At 62.9% G+C, this 20,840-nt stretch carries 17 protein-coding genes; 5 read left to right on the plus strand and 12 right to left on the minus strand.

Going from position 1 to position 20,840, the window contains the following annotated elements; genetic code table 11:
- Positions 1-61: 61 nt before the first annotated feature.
- From AAHM40_RS21070 to fadB, 3 genes are all read right to left on the minus strand, one after another.
- Positions 62-298, minus strand: coding sequence for a DUF1653 domain-containing protein (locus AAHM40_RS21070; protein WP_028629482.1), 237 nt, complete (start codon positions 296-298; stop codon positions 62-64).
- A gap of 162 nt (positions 299-460) precedes the next feature.
- Positions 461-1,636 carry an acetyl-CoA C-acyltransferase FadA gene (gene fadA, locus AAHM40_RS21075; protein ID WP_342246390.1) on the minus strand — a complete coding sequence of 392 codons (1,176 nt, stop codon included), beginning with the start codon at positions 1,634-1,636 and terminating at the stop codon, positions 461-463.
- A gap of 19 nt (positions 1,637-1,655) precedes the next feature.
- The gene (gene fadB, locus AAHM40_RS21080) at positions 1,656-3,803 is read right to left on the minus strand and encodes a fatty acid oxidation complex subunit alpha FadB (RefSeq protein WP_342246391.1); all 2,148 of its coding nucleotides are present in this window, start codon (positions 3,801-3,803) and stop codon (positions 1,656-1,658) included.
- Between the two features lie 471 nt (positions 3,804-4,274).
- Between fadB and AAHM40_RS21085 the strand changes: the two genes are divergently transcribed.
- Positions 4,275-5,081, plus strand: a complete 807-nt coding sequence (locus AAHM40_RS21085) for a hypothetical protein (RefSeq protein ID WP_342246392.1) — start codon at positions 4,275-4,277, stop codon at positions 5,079-5,081.
- A gap of 44 nt (positions 5,082-5,125) precedes the next feature.
- Here AAHM40_RS21085 and AAHM40_RS21090 read toward each other — a convergent pair whose 3' ends face one another.
- Positions 5,126-5,560, minus strand: a complete 435-nt coding sequence (locus AAHM40_RS21090) for a hypothetical protein (protein ID WP_342246393.1) — start codon at positions 5,558-5,560, stop codon at positions 5,126-5,128.
- A gap of 86 nt (positions 5,561-5,646) precedes the next feature.
- Between AAHM40_RS21090 and AAHM40_RS21095 the strand changes: the two genes are divergently transcribed.
- Positions 5,647-6,087, plus strand: coding sequence for a universal stress protein (locus AAHM40_RS21095; protein WP_342246394.1), 441 nt, complete (start codon positions 5,647-5,649; stop codon positions 6,085-6,087).
- A gap of 25 nt (positions 6,088-6,112) precedes the next feature.
- On the opposite strand, the gene AAHM40_RS21100 is transcribed toward AAHM40_RS21095, so the two are convergent.
- Both AAHM40_RS21100 and AAHM40_RS21105 read right to left on the minus strand, forming a co-directional pair.
- On the minus strand, positions 6,113-6,799 hold the full coding sequence (locus tag AAHM40_RS21100; protein ID WP_342246395.1) for a DUF6901 family protein: 687 nt from the start codon (positions 6,797-6,799) through the stop codon (positions 6,113-6,115).
- A 20-nt stretch (positions 6,800-6,819) separates the two neighbouring features.
- Positions 6,820-8,721: an ATP-binding cassette domain-containing protein gene (locus AAHM40_RS21105; protein ID WP_342246396.1), complete on the minus strand. Its 1,902-nt coding sequence runs from the start codon at positions 8,719-8,721 to the stop codon at positions 6,820-6,822.
- A gap of 184 nt (positions 8,722-8,905) precedes the next feature.
- Here AAHM40_RS21105 and AAHM40_RS21110 point away from each other — a divergent pair, with 184 nt between their 5' ends.
- Positions 8,906-10,840, plus strand: a complete 1,935-nt coding sequence (locus tag AAHM40_RS21110) for a transglycosylase SLT domain-containing protein (RefSeq protein ID WP_342246397.1) — start codon at positions 8,906-8,908, stop codon at positions 10,838-10,840.
- Between the two features lie 51 nt (positions 10,841-10,891).
- Here the strand turns inward: AAHM40_RS21110 and AAHM40_RS21115 are convergent, their stop codons facing one another.
- The 3 genes from AAHM40_RS21115 to yegS form a co-directional block, all read right to left on the minus strand.
- Complete coding sequence (locus tag AAHM40_RS21115) at positions 10,892-11,695, minus strand: MOSC domain-containing protein (RefSeq protein ID WP_342246398.1); 804 nt, start codon at positions 11,693-11,695, stop codon at positions 10,892-10,894.
- Between the two features lie 67 nt (positions 11,696-11,762).
- Positions 11,763-12,689: a chemotaxis protein CheV gene (locus AAHM40_RS21120; protein ID WP_342246399.1), complete on the minus strand. Its 927-nt coding sequence runs from the start codon at positions 12,687-12,689 to the stop codon at positions 11,763-11,765.
- 133 nt (positions 12,690-12,822) lie between these two features.
- Complete coding sequence (gene yegS, locus AAHM40_RS21125; protein WP_342246400.1) at positions 12,823-13,722, minus strand: lipid kinase YegS; 900 nt, start codon at positions 13,720-13,722, stop codon at positions 12,823-12,825.
- Between the two features lie 208 nt (positions 13,723-13,930).
- Here yegS and AAHM40_RS21130 point away from each other — a divergent pair, with 208 nt between their 5' ends.
- On the plus strand, positions 13,931-14,629 hold the full coding sequence (locus AAHM40_RS21130) for a pirin family protein (RefSeq protein ID WP_342246401.1): 699 nt from the start codon (positions 13,931-13,933) through the stop codon (positions 14,627-14,629).
- 72 nt (positions 14,630-14,701) lie between these two features.
- Here AAHM40_RS21130 and AAHM40_RS21135 read toward each other — a convergent pair whose 3' ends face one another.
- From AAHM40_RS21135 to AAHM40_RS21145, 3 genes are read right to left on the minus strand one after another with little or no spacing between them, the layout of a single operon-like run.
- Complete coding sequence (locus AAHM40_RS21135) at positions 14,702-16,261, minus strand: FGGY-family carbohydrate kinase (protein ID WP_342246402.1); 1,560 nt, start codon at positions 16,259-16,261, stop codon at positions 14,702-14,704.
- Positions 16,262-16,279: 18 nt separating this feature from the next.
- The gene (locus AAHM40_RS21140; RefSeq protein WP_342246403.1) at positions 16,280-17,854 is read right to left on the minus strand and encodes a glycerol-3-phosphate dehydrogenase/oxidase; all 1,575 of its coding nucleotides are present in this window, start codon (positions 17,852-17,854) and stop codon (positions 16,280-16,282) included.
- A 2-nt stretch (positions 17,855-17,856) separates the two neighbouring features.
- Entirely contained in the window at positions 17,857-19,452 is a 1,596-nt protein-coding gene (locus AAHM40_RS21145; protein ID WP_342246404.1) for an FAD-binding oxidoreductase, read from the minus strand.
- Between the two features lie 126 nt (positions 19,453-19,578).
- Here AAHM40_RS21145 and gliR point away from each other — a divergent pair, with 126 nt between their 5' ends.
- Complete coding sequence (gene gliR, locus AAHM40_RS21150) at positions 19,579-20,601, plus strand: AraC family transcriptional regulator GliR (protein WP_342246405.1); 1,023 nt, start codon at positions 19,579-19,581, stop codon at positions 20,599-20,601.
- Positions 20,602-20,840 lie beyond the last annotated feature (239 nt).

Below are 20,840 nucleotides of genomic sequence, written 5' to 3' on the forward strand. Positions count from 1 at the left end.
CCGCTATATATAGTGGCCAGCGCAGCGCGGTCAAGCGCGCCCCTGGCCGTGTCCACGCCCCTCAGGGCTGCGGAAAGGGATCTGGCTCGGCGCTCACCAAAGCGAAGCGCGCGATCTGCTCGCCGTCCACCTGAACCGTTTCAGTGAACATGCTGAGCGGGCGCACCCAAAGGCCGTACTCGCCATAAAGGGCCTGGTAAACCACCAGCGCCTCCTCGGTTTCGGAGTGCCGGGCAATACCTATGACCCTGTATTGCTGACCTTTGTAGTGACGATAGAGACCCGGTTGCAGGCTCATGGTTGCCTCACAGTGATGAATGCAGGCTATCCCGCAAAGGTTGCGCATGGTGCCGCTTCATTCGGCCCGAGGCCAGCCCTTGAGAGAAATTTCCTTCGAAGTTTCTCCACATAAAAGCAAAAACCGGGGCACAAGGCCCCGGTTTCCTCATCTCCACTACGCTCAGACGCGCTCGAAGATAGTGGTGATGCCCTGGCCGAGGCCCACGCACATGGTGGACACGCCCAGATTACCGCCGTTCTGCTTCATCACGTTCAGCAGGGTGCCGGAAATACGGGCACCGGAGCAGCCGAACGGGTGACCCAGGGCGATGGCACCGCCATGCAGGTTAACCTTCTGCTCCATCTTGTCGAGGAGTTTGAGGTCTTTCAGCACCGGCAGTGCCTGAGCGGCGAAGGCTTCGTTGAGTTCAACGAAGTCGATGTCATCCATGGTCAGGCCAGCGCGCTTGAGCGCCTTCTGAGTGGATGGCACCGGACCGTAACCCATGATCGCCGGGTCAACACCGGCAACCGCCATGGCACGAACCACGGCCATCGGCTGGATGCCCAGGTCCTGAGCGCGCTGGGCGGACATGACGATCATGCAGGAAGCGCCGTCGGTGATCTGCGAGGAAGTACCCGCAGTCACAGTGCCGCCTTTCGGGTTGAACGCCGGCTTTAGGCTGGCCAGGCTTTCCAGCGTCGTCTCCGGACGAATGGTTTCGTCGAAGTCGAACACCTTCAGGAAGCCGTTCTCATCAAAGCCTTGCATCGGGATGATTTCATCCTTGAACTTGCCTTCGACGGTGGCTTTGTGGGCCAGTTGGTGCGAACGCACACCGAACTGATCCTGGGCTTCACGGCTGATGCCGTGCATCTTGCCGAGCATTTCGGCGGTCAGCCCCATCATGCCCGAGGCCTTGGCGGCATACAGGGACATATGTGGGTTCGGATCGACGCCGTGCATCATGCCCACGTGGCCCATGTGCTCCACGCCACCCACTACGAACACGTCGCCGTTGCCGGTCTGGATAGCCTGCACGGCGGTGTGCAGGGCGCTCATGGACGAACCGCACAGACGGCTTACGGTCTGGCCGGCGCTGGTGTGGGGGATCTGGGTCATCAGCGACGCCATGCGTGCGATGTTCCAACCCTGCTCCAGGGTTTGGTTCACGCAGCCCCAGATCACGTCCTCGACTTCCGCCGGGTCGACCTTGGTGTTGCGTTCCAGCAGCTTGCTGATCAGGTGGGCCGACATGTCCTCGGCACGGGTGTTGCGGTGCATGCCACCCTTGGAGCGACCCATCGGGGTGCGACCGAAGTCGACAATGACTGCATCTCTAGGATTCAGGCTCATATTCTTCACTCTCGCTCAATTAGCCGAAAAACTTCTGGCCGTTCTTGGCCATTTCGCGAAGCTTGGCGGTCGGGTGATACAGCGCGCCCAAGTCGGCGTACTTGTCGGCCAGGGCCACGAACTCGGCTACACCGATGCTGTCGATGTAGCGCAGTGCACCACCACGGAAGGGCGGGAAGCCGATGCCGTAGATCAGACCCATGTCGGCCTCGGCAGCGGTCGACACGATGCCATCTTCCAGGCAACGTACGGTTTCCAGGCACAGCGGGATCATCATGAAGTTGATGATGTCTTCGTCAGTCAGCTCGCGCTGCTCCTTGACGATCGACTTCAGCACTTCATAGGCAACCGGATCGGTAACCTTTTTCGGCTTGCCACGCTTGTCGGTTTCGTAGGCGTAGAAGCCCTTGCCGTTCTTCTGGCCCAGACGATTGGCTTCGTACATCACGTCGACGGCCGTCTTGCCTTCCACCGCCATACGGTCCGGGAAGCCTTCGGCCATCACATCGCGGCCGTGGTGGCCGGTGTCGATGCCGACTACGTCGGACAGGTAGGCCGGGCCCATGGGCCAGCCGAACTTCTCCATGATCTTGTCGATGCGTACGAAGTCGACGCCGAACTCCAGCAGCTTGGCGAAGCCACCGAAATACGGGAACAGGACGCGGTTGACCAGGAAGCCGGGGCAGTCGTTGACCACGATCGGGTTCTTGCCCATCTTCTTGGCGAAGGCAACGGTGGTCGCAACGGCCACTTCGCTGGACTTCTCGCCACGGATCACTTCCACCAGCGGCATCATGTGCACCGGGTTGAAGAAGTGCATGCCGACGAAGTTCTCCGGACGCTTCAGGGCTTGGGCCAGGTAGCTGATGGAGATGGTGGAGGTGTTCGAGGCGATGATGGCGTCTTCACGCACATGGCCTTCCACTTCGGCCAGCACGGCGTGTTTGACCTTCGGGTTCTCGACCACAGCCTCGACCACGATATCGACATTGCCGAAGTCGCCATAGGACATGGTCGGACGAATCGCGTTCAGCGCTTCAGCCATCTTCTCAGGCTTCATGCGGCCCTTCTCGACGCGCTTGCCGAGCAGCTTGGACGCTTCCTGCAGCCCCATCTGGATACCCTCTTCGCGGATATCCTTCATCAGGATCGGAGTGCCCTTCGAAGCGGACTGGTAGGCGATGCCGCCACCCATGATGCCAGCGCCGAGAACAGCAGCCAGCTTCACGTCCTTGGCAGCTTCGTCGTACTGCTTGCCCTTCTTCTTCAGTTCCTGGTCATTCAGGAACAGTCCGATCAGGCTGGTGGCGACCGAAGTCTTGGCCAGCTTCACGAAACCGGCTGCCTCGACTTCCAGCGCCTTCTCGCGACCGAAGTTGGCGGCCTTCTGGATGGTCTTGATGGCTTCTACCGGGGCCGGGTAGTTCGGACCGGCCTGGCCGGCAACGAAGCCCTTCGCGGTCTCGAAGGCCATCATCTGTTCGATGGCGTTGAGCTTGAGCTTTTCCAGCTTCGGCTGACGCTTGGCCTTGAAGTCCAGCTCGCCGGCAATGGCGCGCTTAACCAGGTCCAGGGCACCGGCCTGCAGCAGCTCGGGAGCGACCACGGCGTCGACGGCGCCGACTTTCAGGGCGTCTTCGGCGCGGTTCTCCTTACCGGAGGCGATCCACTCGATGGCGTTGTCAGTGCCGATGATGCGTGGCAGGCGCACGGTACCGCCGAAGCCTGGGTAGATGCCCAGCTTGACTTCAGGCAGGCCGATCTTGGCGACGGCGCTCATCACGCGGTAGTCGGCTGCCAGGCACATTTCCAGGCCGCCACCCAGGGCAATGCCGTTGATAGCGACGACGGTGGGAACTTCGAGGTCTTCGAAAGCGCTGAAGATCTTGTTGGCTTCGAGGTTGCCGGCCACCAGCTCTTCGTCAGGCAGCTGGAAGTTATCGACGAATTCAGTGATATCGGCGCCGACGATGAATACGTCCTTGCCGCTGCTGACGATCACGCCCTTGACCGAAGCATCGGCCTTGATGGCTGCGACTGCATCACGCAGTTCGTTCAGGGTGAGACGATTGAACTTGTTGACGGACTCACCCTTGAGGTCGAACTTCAGTTCGACGATACCGCCCTCAAGAGCCTTAACCGTGATGGCTTTACCTTCGTAAATCATCAACTGATCTCCACGGTTTGGGAAACTGGACTGTACGCGTCGGAGCCAGCCGGCGGACTCGCCTCCGGCGCTGCCGGAGCATAGTCCCGATCGGTCCGGCACACCCACCGACGCGATATTCGGGCTGCATCGGAAGCGTCTGACAAGACAAACGCTCGATTCATACGCCCGTTTGATTTGGGTGAGCGGAGATTCAGGGAAAAGTCTGCTCTTGTCAATCTCGCAACGTGACCGACCAGCCACGATAGAAAGGCTCTGCCCCCAGCTTCGCCACCAGGTGGACACGAAATCAGGCGAAGATTCACGCGAATGATCGCGACCTATCACGATCACCGTTGATAGACGGAAAAGTCCCCGGAACGCCGCTGGCAAATTGCCTGCGCCACGGGTACATTCGTGCCACTCGCACCCGTCAGGTTTCGAGCACCATAACAACAACAATCAAGGCCAATGGCCCACGGAGTCGTACTAATGACGAGCCGCCTGCTTGCCATTCTGCTGGGTACCCTGCTTACCCTACCCGCCTTCGCTTCCGCCCAGACCACCCCCGCGGACAGCCTCCTCAAGCTCCATCAGATGCGCCTCGCCGCCCAACGCAGCCTTGGCGACTTCTACATGTACAACGGCATGGAAGGCGACCAGCGCTACGCGCGCCTGATAGACGAGTCGGTGCAGAAAGCGAATGCCCGCTTGAACGAGCTGGGGGAAATGCCCGGAGAAGCCTCGAAGGCCCTGCGAGCGCAGTTGGCGCAGGAATGGCAGAGCTACAACCGTGAACTGACCGGCCTGGTCGCCTCCCTCAAGCAGCAGGGCTATACCGACCTGCAGCCGGTGGCCGACCTGACCGAGCGCAACAAGCGCCTTTTGGATATCTCCAACGAGCTCTACACGAGAATCCAACAAGAAAGCGCCACCCAGGTACCACCCCTGACCCAGCGCAGCCGCGACCAGAGTCTGCTGATGCAGTCCATAGCAGTGGACTACGCCTCACGCAGCGCCTCCATCGGTGGCAGCTTCATTGGTGGCAACGGCGGCAAGGCCATCGACGAACTGGCCGGAGAGTTCGCCAGCCAGCTCGCCAGCCTGGAACAGGCACCGCAGAACACTCCGGAAATCCGCCAGGCGCTGGATGGCATCAGTACCAAGTGGCGCTACATCGAAAAATCGCTGAAGCACTACAACGAGAACAGCGTTCCGTTCCTTATCAACAAGTACTCGGACCGCATCATCGACGGCCTCGAAGACGTCTCCGCCCGCTATTCGGCCACCCAGAGCTGAAGCGCCGGCAATCGGCGCAACGGCAACACCGTTGCGCCCACTCCTCAGGCCAGCGCCTTCAGCGTGTCGGCGATGCGTTGCAGGTCTTCCACCGTGCCATGCTCGCCCCAGTGGAGGGCAACCATCTGCGAACTTGCTTCAACCTTGTAGACATCCTTCGGCAGACCGCCCAGATGTGCCAGCAATGTCGCGTCCTCGCAGGGCTCACGCCACTGGTTCAGCCACGTGCCGGGCTCGCTCTGCCAATAGCACCAGGCCTCGCGACCACGCAGACGCGGCCGGTGGTACTGGGCGCAGGAATGCGGCGGCTCCTGGACCAGCCAGTGAGGCCAGTCCTGGCGCGACAGCTGCATGGCCAACCCCATGCGCCGCGCCTGCAGGCGCAGCTCCATGCGCCCCCGCTGCCCCTTCGACGGAACCAGCCAGACCAAGGGGCTGACCACCGCCAGGAGGAGCAATAGGACGATCCAGAAGGTCATATCGGTTATCCCCGCGCAAAAGCCTGTGTTAAACGTTCCGGCCAGCCATACTTGTGATCATGCGCAACCTTGAGGAGGAGTCACCCATGACCTACCAGCACATTCTGGTCGCTGTCGACCTGACCGATGAATGCCATCCGGTGGTGCGTCGTGCCCAGGCGCTGGCCCAGGCCAGCCATGCCAAGCTGTCGCTGGTGCACATAGTCGAGCCCATGGCCATGGCCTTCGGCGGTGACGTACCCATGGACCTTTCCATGCTCCAGCAGCAGCAGTTCGAGCAGGCCCGCGAACGGCTACAGACCTTCGCCGGCATCTACTCCGAGCTGACCGCTGACCAGCGCCACCTGGCGTACGGCCAGCCACGGCAGGAAATCCACCGCCTCGCGGAGGAACAGGGCTGCGACCTTATCGTCGTTGGCAGCCACGGTCGTCACGGTCTCGCCCTGCTGCTCGGCTCCACCGCCAATGACGTCCTCCATGGCGCCCCCTGCGACGTGCTGGCGGTGCGCCTGAAGAACCCTGAATAGATTGACAATCTGACGGGCGCGGGCTTCAGTCGAAGCCTTCGCCCGCGCTCATCACCAGTGGCCGGATTTTCTGCAACTGAGTCTCCAGCGAGTAAGTCATGCTGGAAGCCATGGAAAAGAAAGTCAGGAACGCCTTGAGGTTCGAGTCACCCTCGCAGGTATCGTGGATACGCTGCCAGAACGCCTGATTCACCAATTGCAGCTGCTGGAACAGCCGTACAAGCCCCTTTAGCTCCCAGTCCGCATGGCGTCCTTCGCGGAGATTGAAATACTGCCGCGCGAGGTAGAGCGAGACGGCCCGCAGAATGAACTCCTGGTTGCTGGCGAACGGCAAGTGTTGCTGCGCCATGGGCCGGAGCTTGCCCAGCACCGGACAGGCGCTGGTGGCCATGATCACGCCCAACAGGGCACGCAACCCCTCCTCCAGCCCCACCAGCTTGGTGTACTCGCGCTCCGGGGTACGCACCCAGACCTGTACCTTCTTGAAGGCTGGCAGGCCTTGGAAATCCTCGATCACCCGGTGCAAATCCACCGCCGCCGGGCAATGACTGTAGGCATTCCGGCTTAGCGGGCAGTTGCTGCACTGCTGATGCTCCAGTCGCGTCCACTTCGGCGCGACTTCTGCTCGCGCCGGGTCATACGCACGGTCCAGCTCGATGCGATAGCTGAACTCATGCAGGTCATCCAGGCTGATGCGGTATTCGATGGCCATGGGCTCTCCGGCTCACTTCCTCAACTGTCTTCCAGCTCCGCCCAACGCTCGATCAGACGGTCCAGCTCCTTCTGCAAGTCATCCAGGCGCTCCAGCACCATGCGGGTCTGTTCCGCTGGGCGCTGATAAAAGGCCGGATCGGAGACTTCCGCCTGCACCCTCACCTGCTCCGCTTCCAGGGCCTCGATCTGCCCGGGAATGGCCTCCAGCTCACGCTGCAACTTGTAGCTCAGCTTCTTCTTGGGTACCTCAACGGCAACAGGAGCAGGCTCGGCAGCCCTGGGCGCTTCGGCCTTGGCCTCCCGCGCGTCCCCCACGCCTAGCAGACGCGGCGAGCCGCCCTGGCGCAGCCAGTCCTGGTAGCCACCGACGTACTCGCGAACGCGGCCTTGCCCCTCGAACACCAGCGTGCTGGTGACCACGTTATCAAGGAAGGCCCGATCGTGGCTGACCATCAGCACGGTGCCGGGGAAATTCAGCAGCACCTCTTCGAGCAGCTCCAGGGTTTCCACATCCAGGTCGTTGGTCGGTTCGTCCAGCACCAGCAGGTTCGCCGGCTTGCTGAACAACTTGGCCAGCAACAGTCGTGCCCGCTCGCCGCCAGACAACGCCTTTACCGGCGTGCGGGCGCGTTGCGGGCTGAACAGGAAGTCACCCAGGTAGCTCAGTACATGGCGGTTCTGGCCGTCGATGCTGATGAAATCGCGACCTTCAGAAAGGTTATCGATTACGGTCTTTTCCAGATCCAGCTGGTGACGCAGCTGGTCGAAATACGCCACTTCCAGGCGAGTGCCGACCTCAATGCTGCCACCGGTGGGCTGGAGGTCGCCCAGCAGCAGCTTGAGCAGGGTGGTCTTGCCGGTACCGTTGGCACCCAGCAGACCGATACGATCGGAGCGCTGCAGCACCAGGTTGAAATCGCGGATCAGCGGCTCCCCGCCTGCATGGGCGAAGCTGACGTTTTCCGCCACCATCACCTGCTTGCCGGACTTTTCCGCTGCCTCCAACTGGAACGTAGCCTTGCCCTGACGCTCACGGCGCTCGGAACGCTCATTGCGCATCGCCTTGAGCGCACGCACCCGGCCTTCGTTACGGGTACGACGGGCCTTGATGCCCTGGCGAATCCAGACTTCTTCCTGAGCCAGGCGTTTGTCGAACAGGGCGTTGGCCACTTCTTCCGCTGCCAGCTGCTGCTCCTTGTGCACCAGGAAGCTGGCGTAGTCACCGTTCCAGTCGATCAGATGACCACGGTCCAGCTCGAGGATACGAGTGGCCAGGTTCTGCAGGAAGGAACGGTCGTGGGTAATGAACAACACGGCGCCGTTGAAGCCCAGCAGGGCCTCTTCCAGCCAGGCGATGGCGCCGATATCCAAATGGTTGGTGGGCTCATCGAGCAGCAGCAGGTCCGGCTCGGCCACCAATGCCTGAGCCAGCAGCACGCGACGGCGCCAGCCACCGGAGAGCTCCGCCAGGGTCTTGTCAGCAGGTAGTTGCAGGCGACTCAGGGTGCTGTCCACCAACTGCTGCAGTCGCCAACCGTCGCGAGCCTCCAGGTCCTGCTGAACCCGGGACAGGCGCGTCAGGTCATTCTCGTCGTTGATATGCAGGCTCAGGTGGTGGTACTCGGCGAGCAGCTTGCCGACCTCTGCCAGGCCTTCGGCCACCACATCGAATACAGTGCGATCATCGGCGAGCGGCAGCTCCTGCGGTAGCTCACCGATTTTCAGCGCCGGTGCACGCCAGATTTCGCCATCATCAGCAAATTGATCACCCTTCACCAATCGCAGCAGGCTGGACTTGCCGGTGCCGTTGCGGCCAATGATGCACACCCGCTCACCACGGGCGATCTGCCAGGACACCTTATCCAACAGCGGCATGGCGCCGTAGGCGAGGGATACATCGGTGAACTTGAGCAGTGTCATGGGGGGCCTCCTGGATCAGGGCGCGCATTCTACCCGACTTGCGGTACCGTCTCTCAGGCATTTTTTACCGCCGGTTTCTCCTGCTGGCGCAATGCTTTAACCGCCCCTGCCTAACGGCTAAGCTAGGCGTTATTCGATGCCCCGAAACGGGCATTCATAACGATCTATCTGCCCCGGAAGTGTCATGCGCGGTCGTCTGTTCAACCTGTTTTCCTGCTTGCTCCTTTCCACGGTAGGCCTGCACGCCACTCAGGCCTCCTCGGCCCCCCTCGCCCAGCAGCGCTTGATGTACGACGAGGCCAAGCGAGCCCTGGCCAAGGGTGATTCGGGCCCCTATCAGCGCTACGCCAACGCCCTGAGCGACTACCCGCTGGAGCCCTACCTGGCTTATGACGAGCTGACCGCCCGTCTGAAATGGGCAAGCAACGAGGAGATCGAGAAGTTCCTCGCCGAGCACGGTGACCTGCCGCAGGCCGGCTGGATGAAATTGCGCTGGCTGCGCTGGCTGGCCGAACGCGGCGAATGGCAGACCTTCGTCAACTACTACGACCCCAAGCTCAACTTCACCGAACTGGACTGCCTGTTCGGCCAGTACCAGCTCAAACACGGCATGAAGAAGGAAGGCTATGCCACTGCCGAAAAGCTCTGGCTGGTGGGCAAGTCCCAACCCGAGGCCTGCGACGTGCTCTTCGGTATGTGGCAAGCCGAAGGGCAGTTGAGCGAGGAACTGCGCTGGAAGCGCGCCAAGCTGGCTGCTGAAGCGCGCAACTATGGCCTGGCCAATCACTTGGTAAAGGCCATGCCGCGCCTTGGCGCCCAGGGCAAACTCATGGTGGAAGTGGCGCAGAAGCCGCAGTTGCTGAGCCAGACCGCCCGCTTCACGCCGGCTGACCGACACACGGCGGATGCCGCCGGCCTTGGCCTGCGCCGCCTGGCTCGCCAGGACCCGGAAAAGGCCCTGAGCCTGCTGGAGGTCTATGCCGCGCGCCTGCCCTTCTCCAAGGAAGAGAAGGTGGCCATCGCTCGCGAAATCGGCCTGACTCTGGCCAAGCGTTTCGACTCCCGCGCCCTCAAGATCATGACCCAGTACGACCCGGAGCTGCGTGACAACACGGTCAGCGAATGGCGCGCGCGTCTGTTGCTGCGCCTGGGCCGCTGGGACGACGCCTACCAGTTGACCCGTCAGATGCCCGAAGACCTGGCCAAGACCAACCGCTGGCGCTACTGGCAGGCGCGCAGCCTGCAGCTGGCCCAGCCACAGAGCCAGCAACCGATCCCGCTCTATCAGCCGGTCGCTCGCGAGCGCGACTTCTACGGCTTCATGGCCGCCGACCACATCAAGGCACCTTACCAACTGAACAACAAGCCGCTGGCCCTCGATCCCAAGGTGATGCAGAAAGTTCGCAACACCGCTGGCATCCGCCGTGCGCTGGAGTTCCATGATCGCGGCGAGATCGTCAACGGTCGGCGCGAGTGGTATCACGTCAGCCGCCTGTTCGACCGCGACGAACTGGTGGCCCAGGCCAAGATCGCCTACGACATGCAATGGTACTTCCCGGCCATTCGCACCATCAGCCAGGCCCAATACTGGGACGACCTGGATATCCGCTTCCCCATGGCTCACCGCTCGGCGCTGACCCAGCAGGCAAAGGTTCGCGGCCTGCACTCCAGCTGGGTGTTCGCCATCACTCGCCAGGAAAGCGCCTTCATGGCCGATGCCCGCTCCGGTGTTGGCGCCATGGGTCTGATGCAACTGATGCCGGCTACCGCCAAGGAAACCGCGCGCAAGTTCGGCATTCCGCTGGCTTCGCCGAAACAGGCATTCAACCCCGACGTCAACATCCAGCTCGGCGCCGCCTACCTGAGCCAGGTGCACGGCCAGTTCAACGGCAACCGCGTACTGGCCTCAGCGGCTTACAACGCCGGACCCGGCCGCGTGCGCCAGTGGCTGAAAGGGGCCGACCACCTGGCCTACGATGTCTGGGTCGAGACAATTCCCTTCGACGAAACCCGCCAATACGTGCAGAACGTGCTGTCCTACTCGGTGATCTACGGGCACAAACTGAACGCCCCGCAGCCCTTGGTGGATTGGCACGAGCGCTACTTCGACGATCAGTGATGCATGAGAAAGGGCGCAAATCAGCGCCCTTCTTCATTGACGGGGTTCGAACTACTCCAGAACCTCGACTTCCATCCCCACATCCAGCACGCCGGCGCTGCGATTGATCAGGTTCTGCCCGAAGTACACTTCACCATCGCGTTCGCGGTAGGTCTTGAGGGTAGTGAGCGGCTCACGGTCGGCGCTGCGTTCGCCGGTGACCGGGTTGATCGTGGTCAGGATGCAGCGGCTGCACCCTTTGGCCACACTGAATTCGATATCGCCAATGCGAATGCGCTTCCAGCCGTCCTCGGCGTAGGCTGCACTGCCCTCCACCACCAGGTTCGGGCGGAAGCGCAGCATTTCCAGCGGCCGCCCAACCCGCTCACTGAGGTCATCCAGCGAGGCCTGACCAATCAGCAGCAGCGGAAAGCCATCGGCGAAGCCTACTTTCTCCTCGGGCAGCAGACTGCCGGGAATATCCCGTGCGCGGTGGTCCGGCACGTGCACCAGGCGGCACGCCTTGCCGAGGAAGTCACTCAGCCATTGCGCCGCCTCGTCGCCTGCATCCGGCACATGCATAGGGGCACCCCAGACGAAGGTCCCACGCAGGTTCGCATCGGGTTCGGGCAGCGCGACATCCAGGGCTGGCAGCCCCTCGGCACTCAGGGTCAGACCACCGACATCGTTCCAGCGCGCCGAAAGCTGGGACATCCTGGAAAAGGCGCGCTGGGTCAGGAATCGGCCATTTTCGGCATCCACCAGCATCCAGCGGCGATCGCCCGCCAGGCCCAGGGCATCAACCCGAGCCTGCTGAAGGGGTTCGCCAATGGCGGATTTCATGGGAAAACGATAGAGGGCGGAGAGACGCAGCATGGCCAGCTTCCTGATCGGCGTTCGAGCGAGCCCCCCTTATACTCAGCCGCCCCGGCTCAGCTCAAGCTCATTGATCCCGATTGAGGCGATCCATCACCACATCCACCAGTTTGTCGGGCTGGAATTTGGAGAGGAAGTTGTCGCAACCGACCTTTTTCACCATGGCGTCGTTGAAGCTGCCTGACAGCGAGGTGTGCATCACCACATAGAGGTCGCGCAGGCGTGGATCGTTGCGTATTTCCGTGGTCAGACGGTAACCGTCCATCTCCGGCATTTCCGCATCCGTGAAGATCATAAGCAGTTTCTCGGTCATGTCTTCGCCGCTATCGGCCCAGGCTTTGAGCATCTTCAGGGCCTTCAGGCCATCACTGGCCATATGCGTGCGCATTCCGAGCTGCGACAGGGTTTCCCGCAACTGGGTCAAGGCGACATTGGAGTCATCCACCAAAAGAACCTCGCGCCCTACCGCCATCTGCAGCAGCGGGTTCTCCAGGCGATCCGCGGAAACACGGGTGCTCATGGGCACGATCTCGGACAGCACCTTCTCGACGTCAATGACTTCGACGATCTGCTCATCCACCTTGGTGATGGCCGTCAAATAGTGCTGGCGACCGGCGCCGCCTGGCGGCGGCATGATGGATTCCCAATTGAGATTGAGGATGCGGTCCACGCCCCCTACCAGGAAGGCCTGCACCGAACGGTTGTACTCGGTGACGATGATGGTGCTGCGCTCATCCGGCACCAGCGGACGCATGCCGATGGCCTGGGACAGATCGATCACCGGCAGCGTCTGACCGCGCAAGTTGACCACACCGCACACCACCGGATGCCGCTGGGGGATCAGGGTCATCTTCGGCAGCTGCAGCACTTCCTGCACTTTGAACACGTTGATGGCGAAGAGCTGGCGGCCGCTGAGGCGGAACATCAGGATTTCCAGCCGGTTTTCACCCACCAGTTGGGTGCGTTGATCGACGGTGTCGAGAATGCCGGCCATGGAACTTCCTCTGCTTCAATGCGGTGGTGGGCATGAGTGCCTTGGCAGTATTTCGGCAGGAGGCCAGAAACCTGAATACATGGCACTGAGCCATCATGCCGCAGGCAAACCCATGACGCCAGCACACCGACGCTCAAGTCGGCAGCAACAGCGGAGAATGCTCCGGCAGATGCACTCGCAGCACACTGGCACGCGCGGCGATGCGCAGGCGCACCGTTTCCAGCGGCTCGCCATCGAGATTCAGGTCCAGTCCCTCCACCGCCTCAACGTCTACCCAAGGCAAGCGCGCGCTGACTGACACCGACTCCAGCCCGAGGATGCCGCCAGAGAGCAACGTGGCCAGGGTTCCCACCACATCCTGCGGCGCCGGAATGATGCAGAGGTCCAGCAGGCCATCATTCACCACCGCCTGCGGACACAATGGATGACCGCCGCCCGCTTGGCGCCCATTGCCGATGCCGAGCGCAAGGAACTCCCCCTCCCAGGCGAAGTCCGGCCCACGGAAGCGCCCGAAAGCCGAGTGCACCTCTGAAAAGTGCGTCAGCCCCGTGAGAAAATAAGCGGCCCCACCCAGCACCTTCTTAAGGTCTTCCGAGGTGCTAGCCGTGATCTTCGAGCCGAAACCGCCGGTAGCCATATTGAGGAACAGGTGGCCATCGGCGTCGCCCAGATCGATCGCGCGCGGTGCCACGTCGAGCAACGCCAATGCTTCCTGCGGGTCCAGGGGCACGCCGGCCGCACGGGCGAAGTCGTTGGCCGTCCCCAACGGCAACAGCACCAGGCTGGCGTCGGCCTTTGCCAGGGTCATAGCTTCGGCCACCTCGCGCAGGGTGCCGTCGCCGCCCCCGGCAATGAGCGTGCGATACCCTCTCGCCAGGGCCTCGTCCACCAGGCGCCGAGCATCGCCGCCTTCCCAGGTGACCCGCACAACCAGCTCCCACCCCGCTTTACGGCGCGCCTGGACGGCCGCCCGCACCTCATCGTTGGCCGCCTGCTTGCCATGCAGGATCAGCAAGGCCTTGCGCTCATCCATGCTCACCTCCGTCGTTCGGGAATGGCCGGAGTATAGGACCGCAAGCCCCCACCGAAGGCGTCATCGGCAGTCTACTGGACGGACAAACAATCAACTTTATAGATATGAAAAGCGCATAATTTGCGCTTTTATAGCGTTATATGATGATTGATCATGCCGCCCATTCCTCCCGGAGAACCCCCTCCGCGAGCAGACAGGAGACTCGAACATGATCGAAGTACGCCCCTTCGCCGAACTGGGTGGTGCTCACCACGGCTGGCTCAATGCTCGACATCACTTTTCCTTCGCCAGCTACTACGACAGCCAGCGAATGAACTGGGGCCAGCTGCGCGTTTGGAACGACGATGAAATCGCCCCCCACTCCGGCTTCCCGCCGCACCCGCACCAGGATATGGAGATCATCACCTACGTCCGCGAAGGTGCCATTACCCACCAGGACAACCTGGGCAACAAAGGCCGTACCGAGGCCGGCGACGTGCAGGTGATGAGTGCGGGCACCGGTATCGCCCACAGCGAGTACAACCTGGAAGACGAAACCACCAAAATCTTCCAGATCTGGATCATGCCAACCGAATACGGCGCCGCCCCCTCCTGGGGTGCCCGTCCGTTCCCGAAGGGCGAGCGTGCCGGCAGCTTCGTGACCCTGGCCAGCGGTATCGATGAAGGTGGCGACGCGCTGCATATCCGCGCCAATGCCCGGCTTGCAGCCGCCACACTCAAGACTGGACAGAGCGCCGAGTACCGTCTGGAGAAAGGCCGCCAGGCCTATCTGGTGGCCGCCAAGGGTCGCTACGAGGTGAACGGCGTCGCCGCCGAAGCCCGCGACGGCGTGGCGGTACGCGATGTGGAGGTGCTCAGCTTCACCGCCAGCGAGGACAGCGAAATCGTCCTCGTGGATGTGGCCTGACGCGGGCTCATGCAGGAGCGAGCTGGCTCGCGAAGACGCACCAAGCGGCGCCTTTCGCGAGCAAGCCCGCTCCTATGCCGGATAACCGGTGATATCCCGGATCTTCCGGTACAGCGGCCTCAACTGCTTGTACATTCCCTGGTAAACCTCCCGATACAACCGCTCGTAGGTGCGCTGCGCCTGCGGATCGGGCTGGAAAACCTGCCCCACCCGCGTCATGGCGCGGATCGCCGTAGTGAAGTCTGGATGCAGGCCCAGACCCACCGCGCAATCGATGGCCGCTCCCAGGCCGGAGGTTTCGTAGACATGGGGCCGCTCCGCCGGCAGACCGAAGATATCAGCGGTCAGTTGCATGGCCGCATCGCTCTGTGAGCCACCGCCCGACACCCGCAAACGCGTGATCCCCGTACCAGAACGCCTCTCGATCTGTTCCTTGCCCTGGCGCAGGGCATAGGCCAGCCCTTCGAGGATGGCGCGATAGATATGCGCGCGGGTGTGTACATCGCCGAAACCGATGATCGAACCCTTGGCTTCCAGACCCGGCTCACGGATGCCGGGGGACCAGTAGGGCTGCAGCATCAGTCCCATGGAGCCGGGTGGCACGCTGTTGACCAACTCGTCGAACAGCACCTCGGGCTCCACGCCCAGCTCCTTGGCCCGCTGCATCTCGCGCAGGCCGAACTCCTGCTTGAACCAGCTGACCATCCAAAAGCCGCGATAAATCATCACTTCGGTGTTGAAGTGATCGGGAATGGCCGCCGGATACGGCGGTATCAGCGGAATGGTTTCCAGGTACTTGCGCCGCGTCGTATTGATGGTGGCGGTGGTGCCATAGGACAGGCAGGCGACGCTCGGCTCCACCCCGCCGGCACCGATTACTTCGCAGGCCTTGTCGGCCCCCGCGGCAATCAGCGGTAGCCCTTCCGGAATGCCGGTGTGGCGACTGGCATCGGCCGTGATGCTCCCCAGACGCTGTCCCGGCTTGAACAGCTCGGGCAACTGTTCGCGACGCACCGGCATCGACTGCCATTTCCAATCCCGTGGCGCGGCCCACTGCAGGCGCTTGTAGTCGAATGGCAGATAGGCCACCTGGCAGGCCACCGAATCGACGAAGCGCCCGCACAGCCGATGGCTGAGAAAACCTGAAAGCAGCAGGACCTTGTGGGTTCTTGCCCAGACCTCAGGCTGGTTCTGCGCTACCCAGTTGGCTTCGGCCTGGGCGCGGAAATAGTCCACCGTGCCCTCCAGGCCAATGGCCTTGAACAGCCAGCCCCAGGGCCCCTTGATGCGCCCCTGCACCTCTGCCTGGCGTTGATCCAGCCAGAGAATGGCCGGGCGCAGCGGTCGACCCTGTTCGTCGACGTTGATGACTGTGCCGCGCTGGGTGGTCAGCGAGACACCACGGATCAGGCTGCGGTCGATGTCCACCGATTCCCACAGCAGCCGGCAAGCTTCGCCCAGGCTGCTCCAGTAGTACTCCGGGTCCTGCTCGGCCCAGCCGGGCTGGCTGGAGTAATAGGCCTCGAGCGGCACCTTGCCCTTGCCCACCAGGTTGCCTTCCAGGTCGAACAACAGGGCCCGTATGCTCTGGGTGCCGTTGTCGATGGCCAGCAGATAACTCTTCTCGCTCACGATGCGTCCTTGTTCTTGTTATTCAGGCAGGCTGTAGCAGCGCCGCCAGAGGGCCAGGTAATCGGCCTCCTCCCGCACCCAGCGAGCATCGTCCCAGCCCAACAGCGGCTGGCACAGCGCGCGTACTCGCGGCAGCTCGGCACGAGCTCCCTCCGCCAGCAGCAGGCCGAGGCGGGTCCGGCGCAGCAGCAGATCATCCAGGTGCAGCACCAGTTCACCCTCAGCCGCCCAGGCCAGCTCGGCCCATAGGGTATCGGTGGCGCCGACGCGTTCATTACCCAGCAGCTCGACCCAACGCACCAGCTCCGCTAAGCCGCGCCCATGGCGGCCCACCAGGCGCAGACGCTGGGCGGGCGACAGGGCGGGGACTAGAGGTTCCGCACAGCGCCGGAATACCGGGCCATCTCCCTCCTCCAGGGCGCGACCGACAAAGCCTGCGCAGGTACGCAGCACCTCCAGCGCCAGAAGGCGAAAAGTGGTCAGCTTGCCGCCGGCCAGGGTCACACAGCCGGGCTCGATCCAGAGGACATGCTCACGCTTCTCATCCGAAGGTTTCAGCCGCGCCTCACCATCGCTCACCACCGGCCGCACGCCCGCCCAGGTGGACAGTACATCGCGCCGGCCAATCCCGGATGCAGGGAACTGCAGCGCACAAGCCTGCAGCAGATAGTCCACTTCCGTTTCACTGATGCGCGCATCCTGGTCCAACCCATCCCCATGGTCGAGGTCAGTGGTACCGATCACTGTCGCCCCCTCCCAGGGGAAGACGAACACCGGGCGCCCATCCGCCGGATGCATGAAACTGATCGCGTGGGCCAGAGGCAAACGCCAACCCGGTAGCAGCAGATGGCTGCCCCGCAGGGGGCGGATATGCTCCGTACCCTGGGTGTCACGCAGGCGATCCGCCCAGGCACCGGTCGCCTGGGCGACGGCGCGAGTGCGGAACGTAAAGCGTTGACCACTCTCCAGGTCCTCGGCCTCAAGGCCAGTCACCCGGCCCTGTTCCCGCTGCAATGTCACGACGCGCACACCATTCAACGCCTCGCCGCCATCATTGCGGGCTTCGCCCAGCACCCGCATCACCAAACGGGCATCGTCCGTCACGGCATCGAAGAATCGGGTGCCGCCTTGCAGGCCGCCTTCACTCAGGCCTGGCACCAGGTAGCGCAACTGCTGCAGCGGGTAGTAGAGGTGGTTGCGTCGTCCTGCCAGGGCGTCATAAACCGCCAGCAGACCGCCGAACACCTTCGGCCCCGGGAAACCGCCCCGATGAGGCATGACGAAGCTCAGCGGCTCCACCAGCCCCGGCGCCTCGGCCAACAGGCGCTGGCGTTCACGCACGGAGGCACGGGTCAGGCCGAACTGCCCCTTGGCGATGTAGCGCAGACCGCCATGGACCATTTTCGACGAGCGACTGGACGTGCCCCAGGCGAAGTCGCGCTGCTCCAGCAACAAGCATTTCCAGCCTCGGCGCGCCGCCTCCCGCAGGATGCCCGCGCCGCAGATACCGCCGCCGACCACGATCAGGTCCCAGTCGCGGCTGGCCAGTTCCGGCAACGCAGCCGTGCGCCACTCGGCGTTCCAGACGCCCATGCTCAATCCTCAAGCAGCACACCCGGGGCGAGACGGCCCTCGGGGTCGAAATGCACAGCCAAGGTACGCAGGGCAGCCATGCCCAGCGGGCCCTTCTCTACCGGCAGCCAGGGTGCGTGGTCGCGACCGACGCCATGCTGGTGGCTGATGGTGCCGCGATTCTGCGCAATCACATCACTGGCCGCGTGCTTCAGCTTGCTCCAGCGTGCCAAGGCTTCGGCGTAGCTGCCCCCGGGACGGTAGACGTAGGTGGTGTAGATGCTCGAACCCTCGCCGTACACGTGGGACAGGTGAGTGAACACATGCACCCGCTCACCCTTGTCGCTCAAACCGTTGCGCAAGCTGTTCTCGATCTTGCCGAGCAGGCTGTCGACATTGACCCAGTCGGTCGCGGTTTCCAGCGTGTCCACCACATAGCCGGCGCTCCAGAGGGCGTGGCGCAAGTACGGGAAACGGAAGCGGTTGTGCTCCCATTTCTTGCCCAGCAAGGTGCCGGTAAACACGCCACCGAAGCCCTTCAGCAGTCTCTTTGCCTGCTTCAGCGACGCGGCGTTCTGCACGCGATTGCCGGTCACGCCGAAGGTCAGCATGCACTTGCCCGCCCCGGCGCCGCGCAGGGCCAGGTACTTTTCCAGCAGGGCAATCTGCCCCGGATGCCCGGCCAGGGCCAGTTGCGTCTCGGTCTCGATGGCATTGGACAGGCGCAACATGGACAGCGGCACCCGCGCCTGGGCCAGGCTGCGAATCCCCTTGAGCGCCTGGCTCCAACTGGGCAGGAAGACCGCGTAGAAGGACTCCCGCTCGGCCAATCGGGTCACCCGCACGCGCACTTCGGAAATCACCCCGAAGCGTCCTTCCGAGCCAAGCACCAGCTCGCGCAGGTCCGGCCCCGCAGCCGACGCCGGGAAGGTCGGCATCTCCATGGGACCGGCAAAGGTTTCCAGGGTGCCGCCGGCAAAGAGCTGCTCGATGCGCCCATAGCGCAGGGACTGCTGGCCACTGGAGCGACTGGCGACCCAGCCGCCAAGGGTGGACAGCTCCCACGACTGCGGGAAATGGCCGAGGGTATAGCCACGAGCACGAAGCTGGCTCTCCACCTGCGGGCCACTGGCACCGGGGCCGAAGGTGGCGATCTGGCTTTCCTCGTCCAGCTCCAGCAGGCGGCTCATGCGCTCCAGGGAAAGCGTAAGCACCGGCCGAGCACTGGCCTGGGGATTGATGTGGCCGGCTACCGAAGTGCCACCGCCATAAGGAATCACCACCAAGTCGCGCTCGACGCTCAGGGCCAGCAACTGGCGGATCTGCTCCGGAGTCTCTGGAAAAGCCACGCCATCGGGAAACTGACCGAAGTCGCCTTCGCGCATGGCCAGCCAGTCCGGCAGGCTCTGGCCACGGGCGTGACGGACGCGTGTTTCGGCATCCAGGCTGATCAGCGGGTGGGCGTCCAGGCGGGAGGCCGGCACGCGGGCCAATACCTGCTCCAGACTGGCATCAGGCAGGGGCTGACCTTCACCGATGCGCTCGGCCAGGAAAGCCGCTCCATTGGCGGGCAGTTCCACCACCGTCGCCTCATCGCCCCAGCCGTTCCAGCGTCGCATGCCATTCTCCTTGTTCGGGTTGTTTCGGAGGATTTCGATGGCTGCCTATACTAGCCAGCCGCCCAAAGACGTCACTGTCGAATCGGGACAGTGGCCATCGCCAATCAGGACATAACAAGAAAACGCATGCACGCCCTCGGCTATACCTCGGTTCCCGCCCTTCTCAAGTACCTGCGCCATGCGGAACAGCTTGGCCTGGATCAGGCTTCCACGCTCGCCGCGGCGGGCATTCGTCCGGAGGACCTCGCGGACAACGGCCGGCGCCTGCCCAGTGAAATCCACGAGCGGCTGCTGGGCTACTTGATTCGCGAATCCGGCGACGCCCTCTTCGGCCTGCATTCGGCGCGTTACGTGCAGCCCGGCTCCTGGAGCGTGCTGGGCTACATCACCATGAACTGCGCCACCCTGGGCGAAGCCATGAGCCGCATTGCGCCCTACGAGAAGCTGGTGGGGGACATGGGCGTGAGCCGCATGGAGGCCGAAGGCGAGCTGGTGCGAATGATCTGGACCTGCCGCCACCAGGACCCGGCGATCCGTCGCCACATGGTGGAAAACGTACTCGCCTCCTGGCTGCTTTATGCCCGCTGGATCGCCGATATGCAGCGCTCACCGAAGGAGGTCTGGTTTGAACACGTCCAGCCAGAAGCGACTCGAGTCGAAGACTACGAAGAGGTCTTCGGTTGCCCGGTACGCTTCGAGCAGCCCTGCAACGCCCTGCTGGTTCCCTTCGAATACCTGGCAGTGCCATTGCGCCAGGCGGATGCCAACCTGCTGCGCACCCTGGAGGAGCACGCCCTGGCACTGATGGCGGGGCTGGATAACGACGAGCCGCTGCCGCAACGGGTGAAGAACGCCTTGCGCCTACTGCTCAAGGACGGTCTGCCACGCAAGGAACGCGTGGCGGAGAAGTTCCACATGACGGTGCGCACCCTGCAGCGCCACCTGCAGCAAGCCGGCACCAGCTACCAACAAATACTCGATGAACTGCGCCGCGACCTGGCCGAGCACTACCTGCTGCGCAGCGACCTGCCGATCCAGGACATCGCCTGCTACCTGGGCTTCACCGAATCGCGATCCTTCCACCGCAGCTTCAAAGCCTGGACGGGGCAGACGCCGGGGGAGTACCGCGAGGCGAAACGTCAGGGCTGAAGGCAGAAACCCTGCAGGGACGAATTCATTCGCCCTGGGACGCGAAGCGGCCCCAAACAACTGAAGGTCAGACCTTCGGCCTGCTTGGCGAATGAATTGGCTATGTCTGCGTTAGCTGTTGCGAGAGATTTACCATCCAGCCAAGAGCCTTGTAGGAGCTGGCTTTCCAGCGCCATTCGCAGGCAAGCCAGCCTACGGGCCATGCAGCTGACTGCAACACGTAACCTGTACCGAGGCCC

The organism is Pseudomonas sp. OTU5201 (genome assembly GCF_038440135.1).
Lineage (GTDB): Bacteria > Pseudomonadota > Gammaproteobacteria > Pseudomonadales > Pseudomonadaceae > Metapseudomonas > Metapseudomonas resinovorans.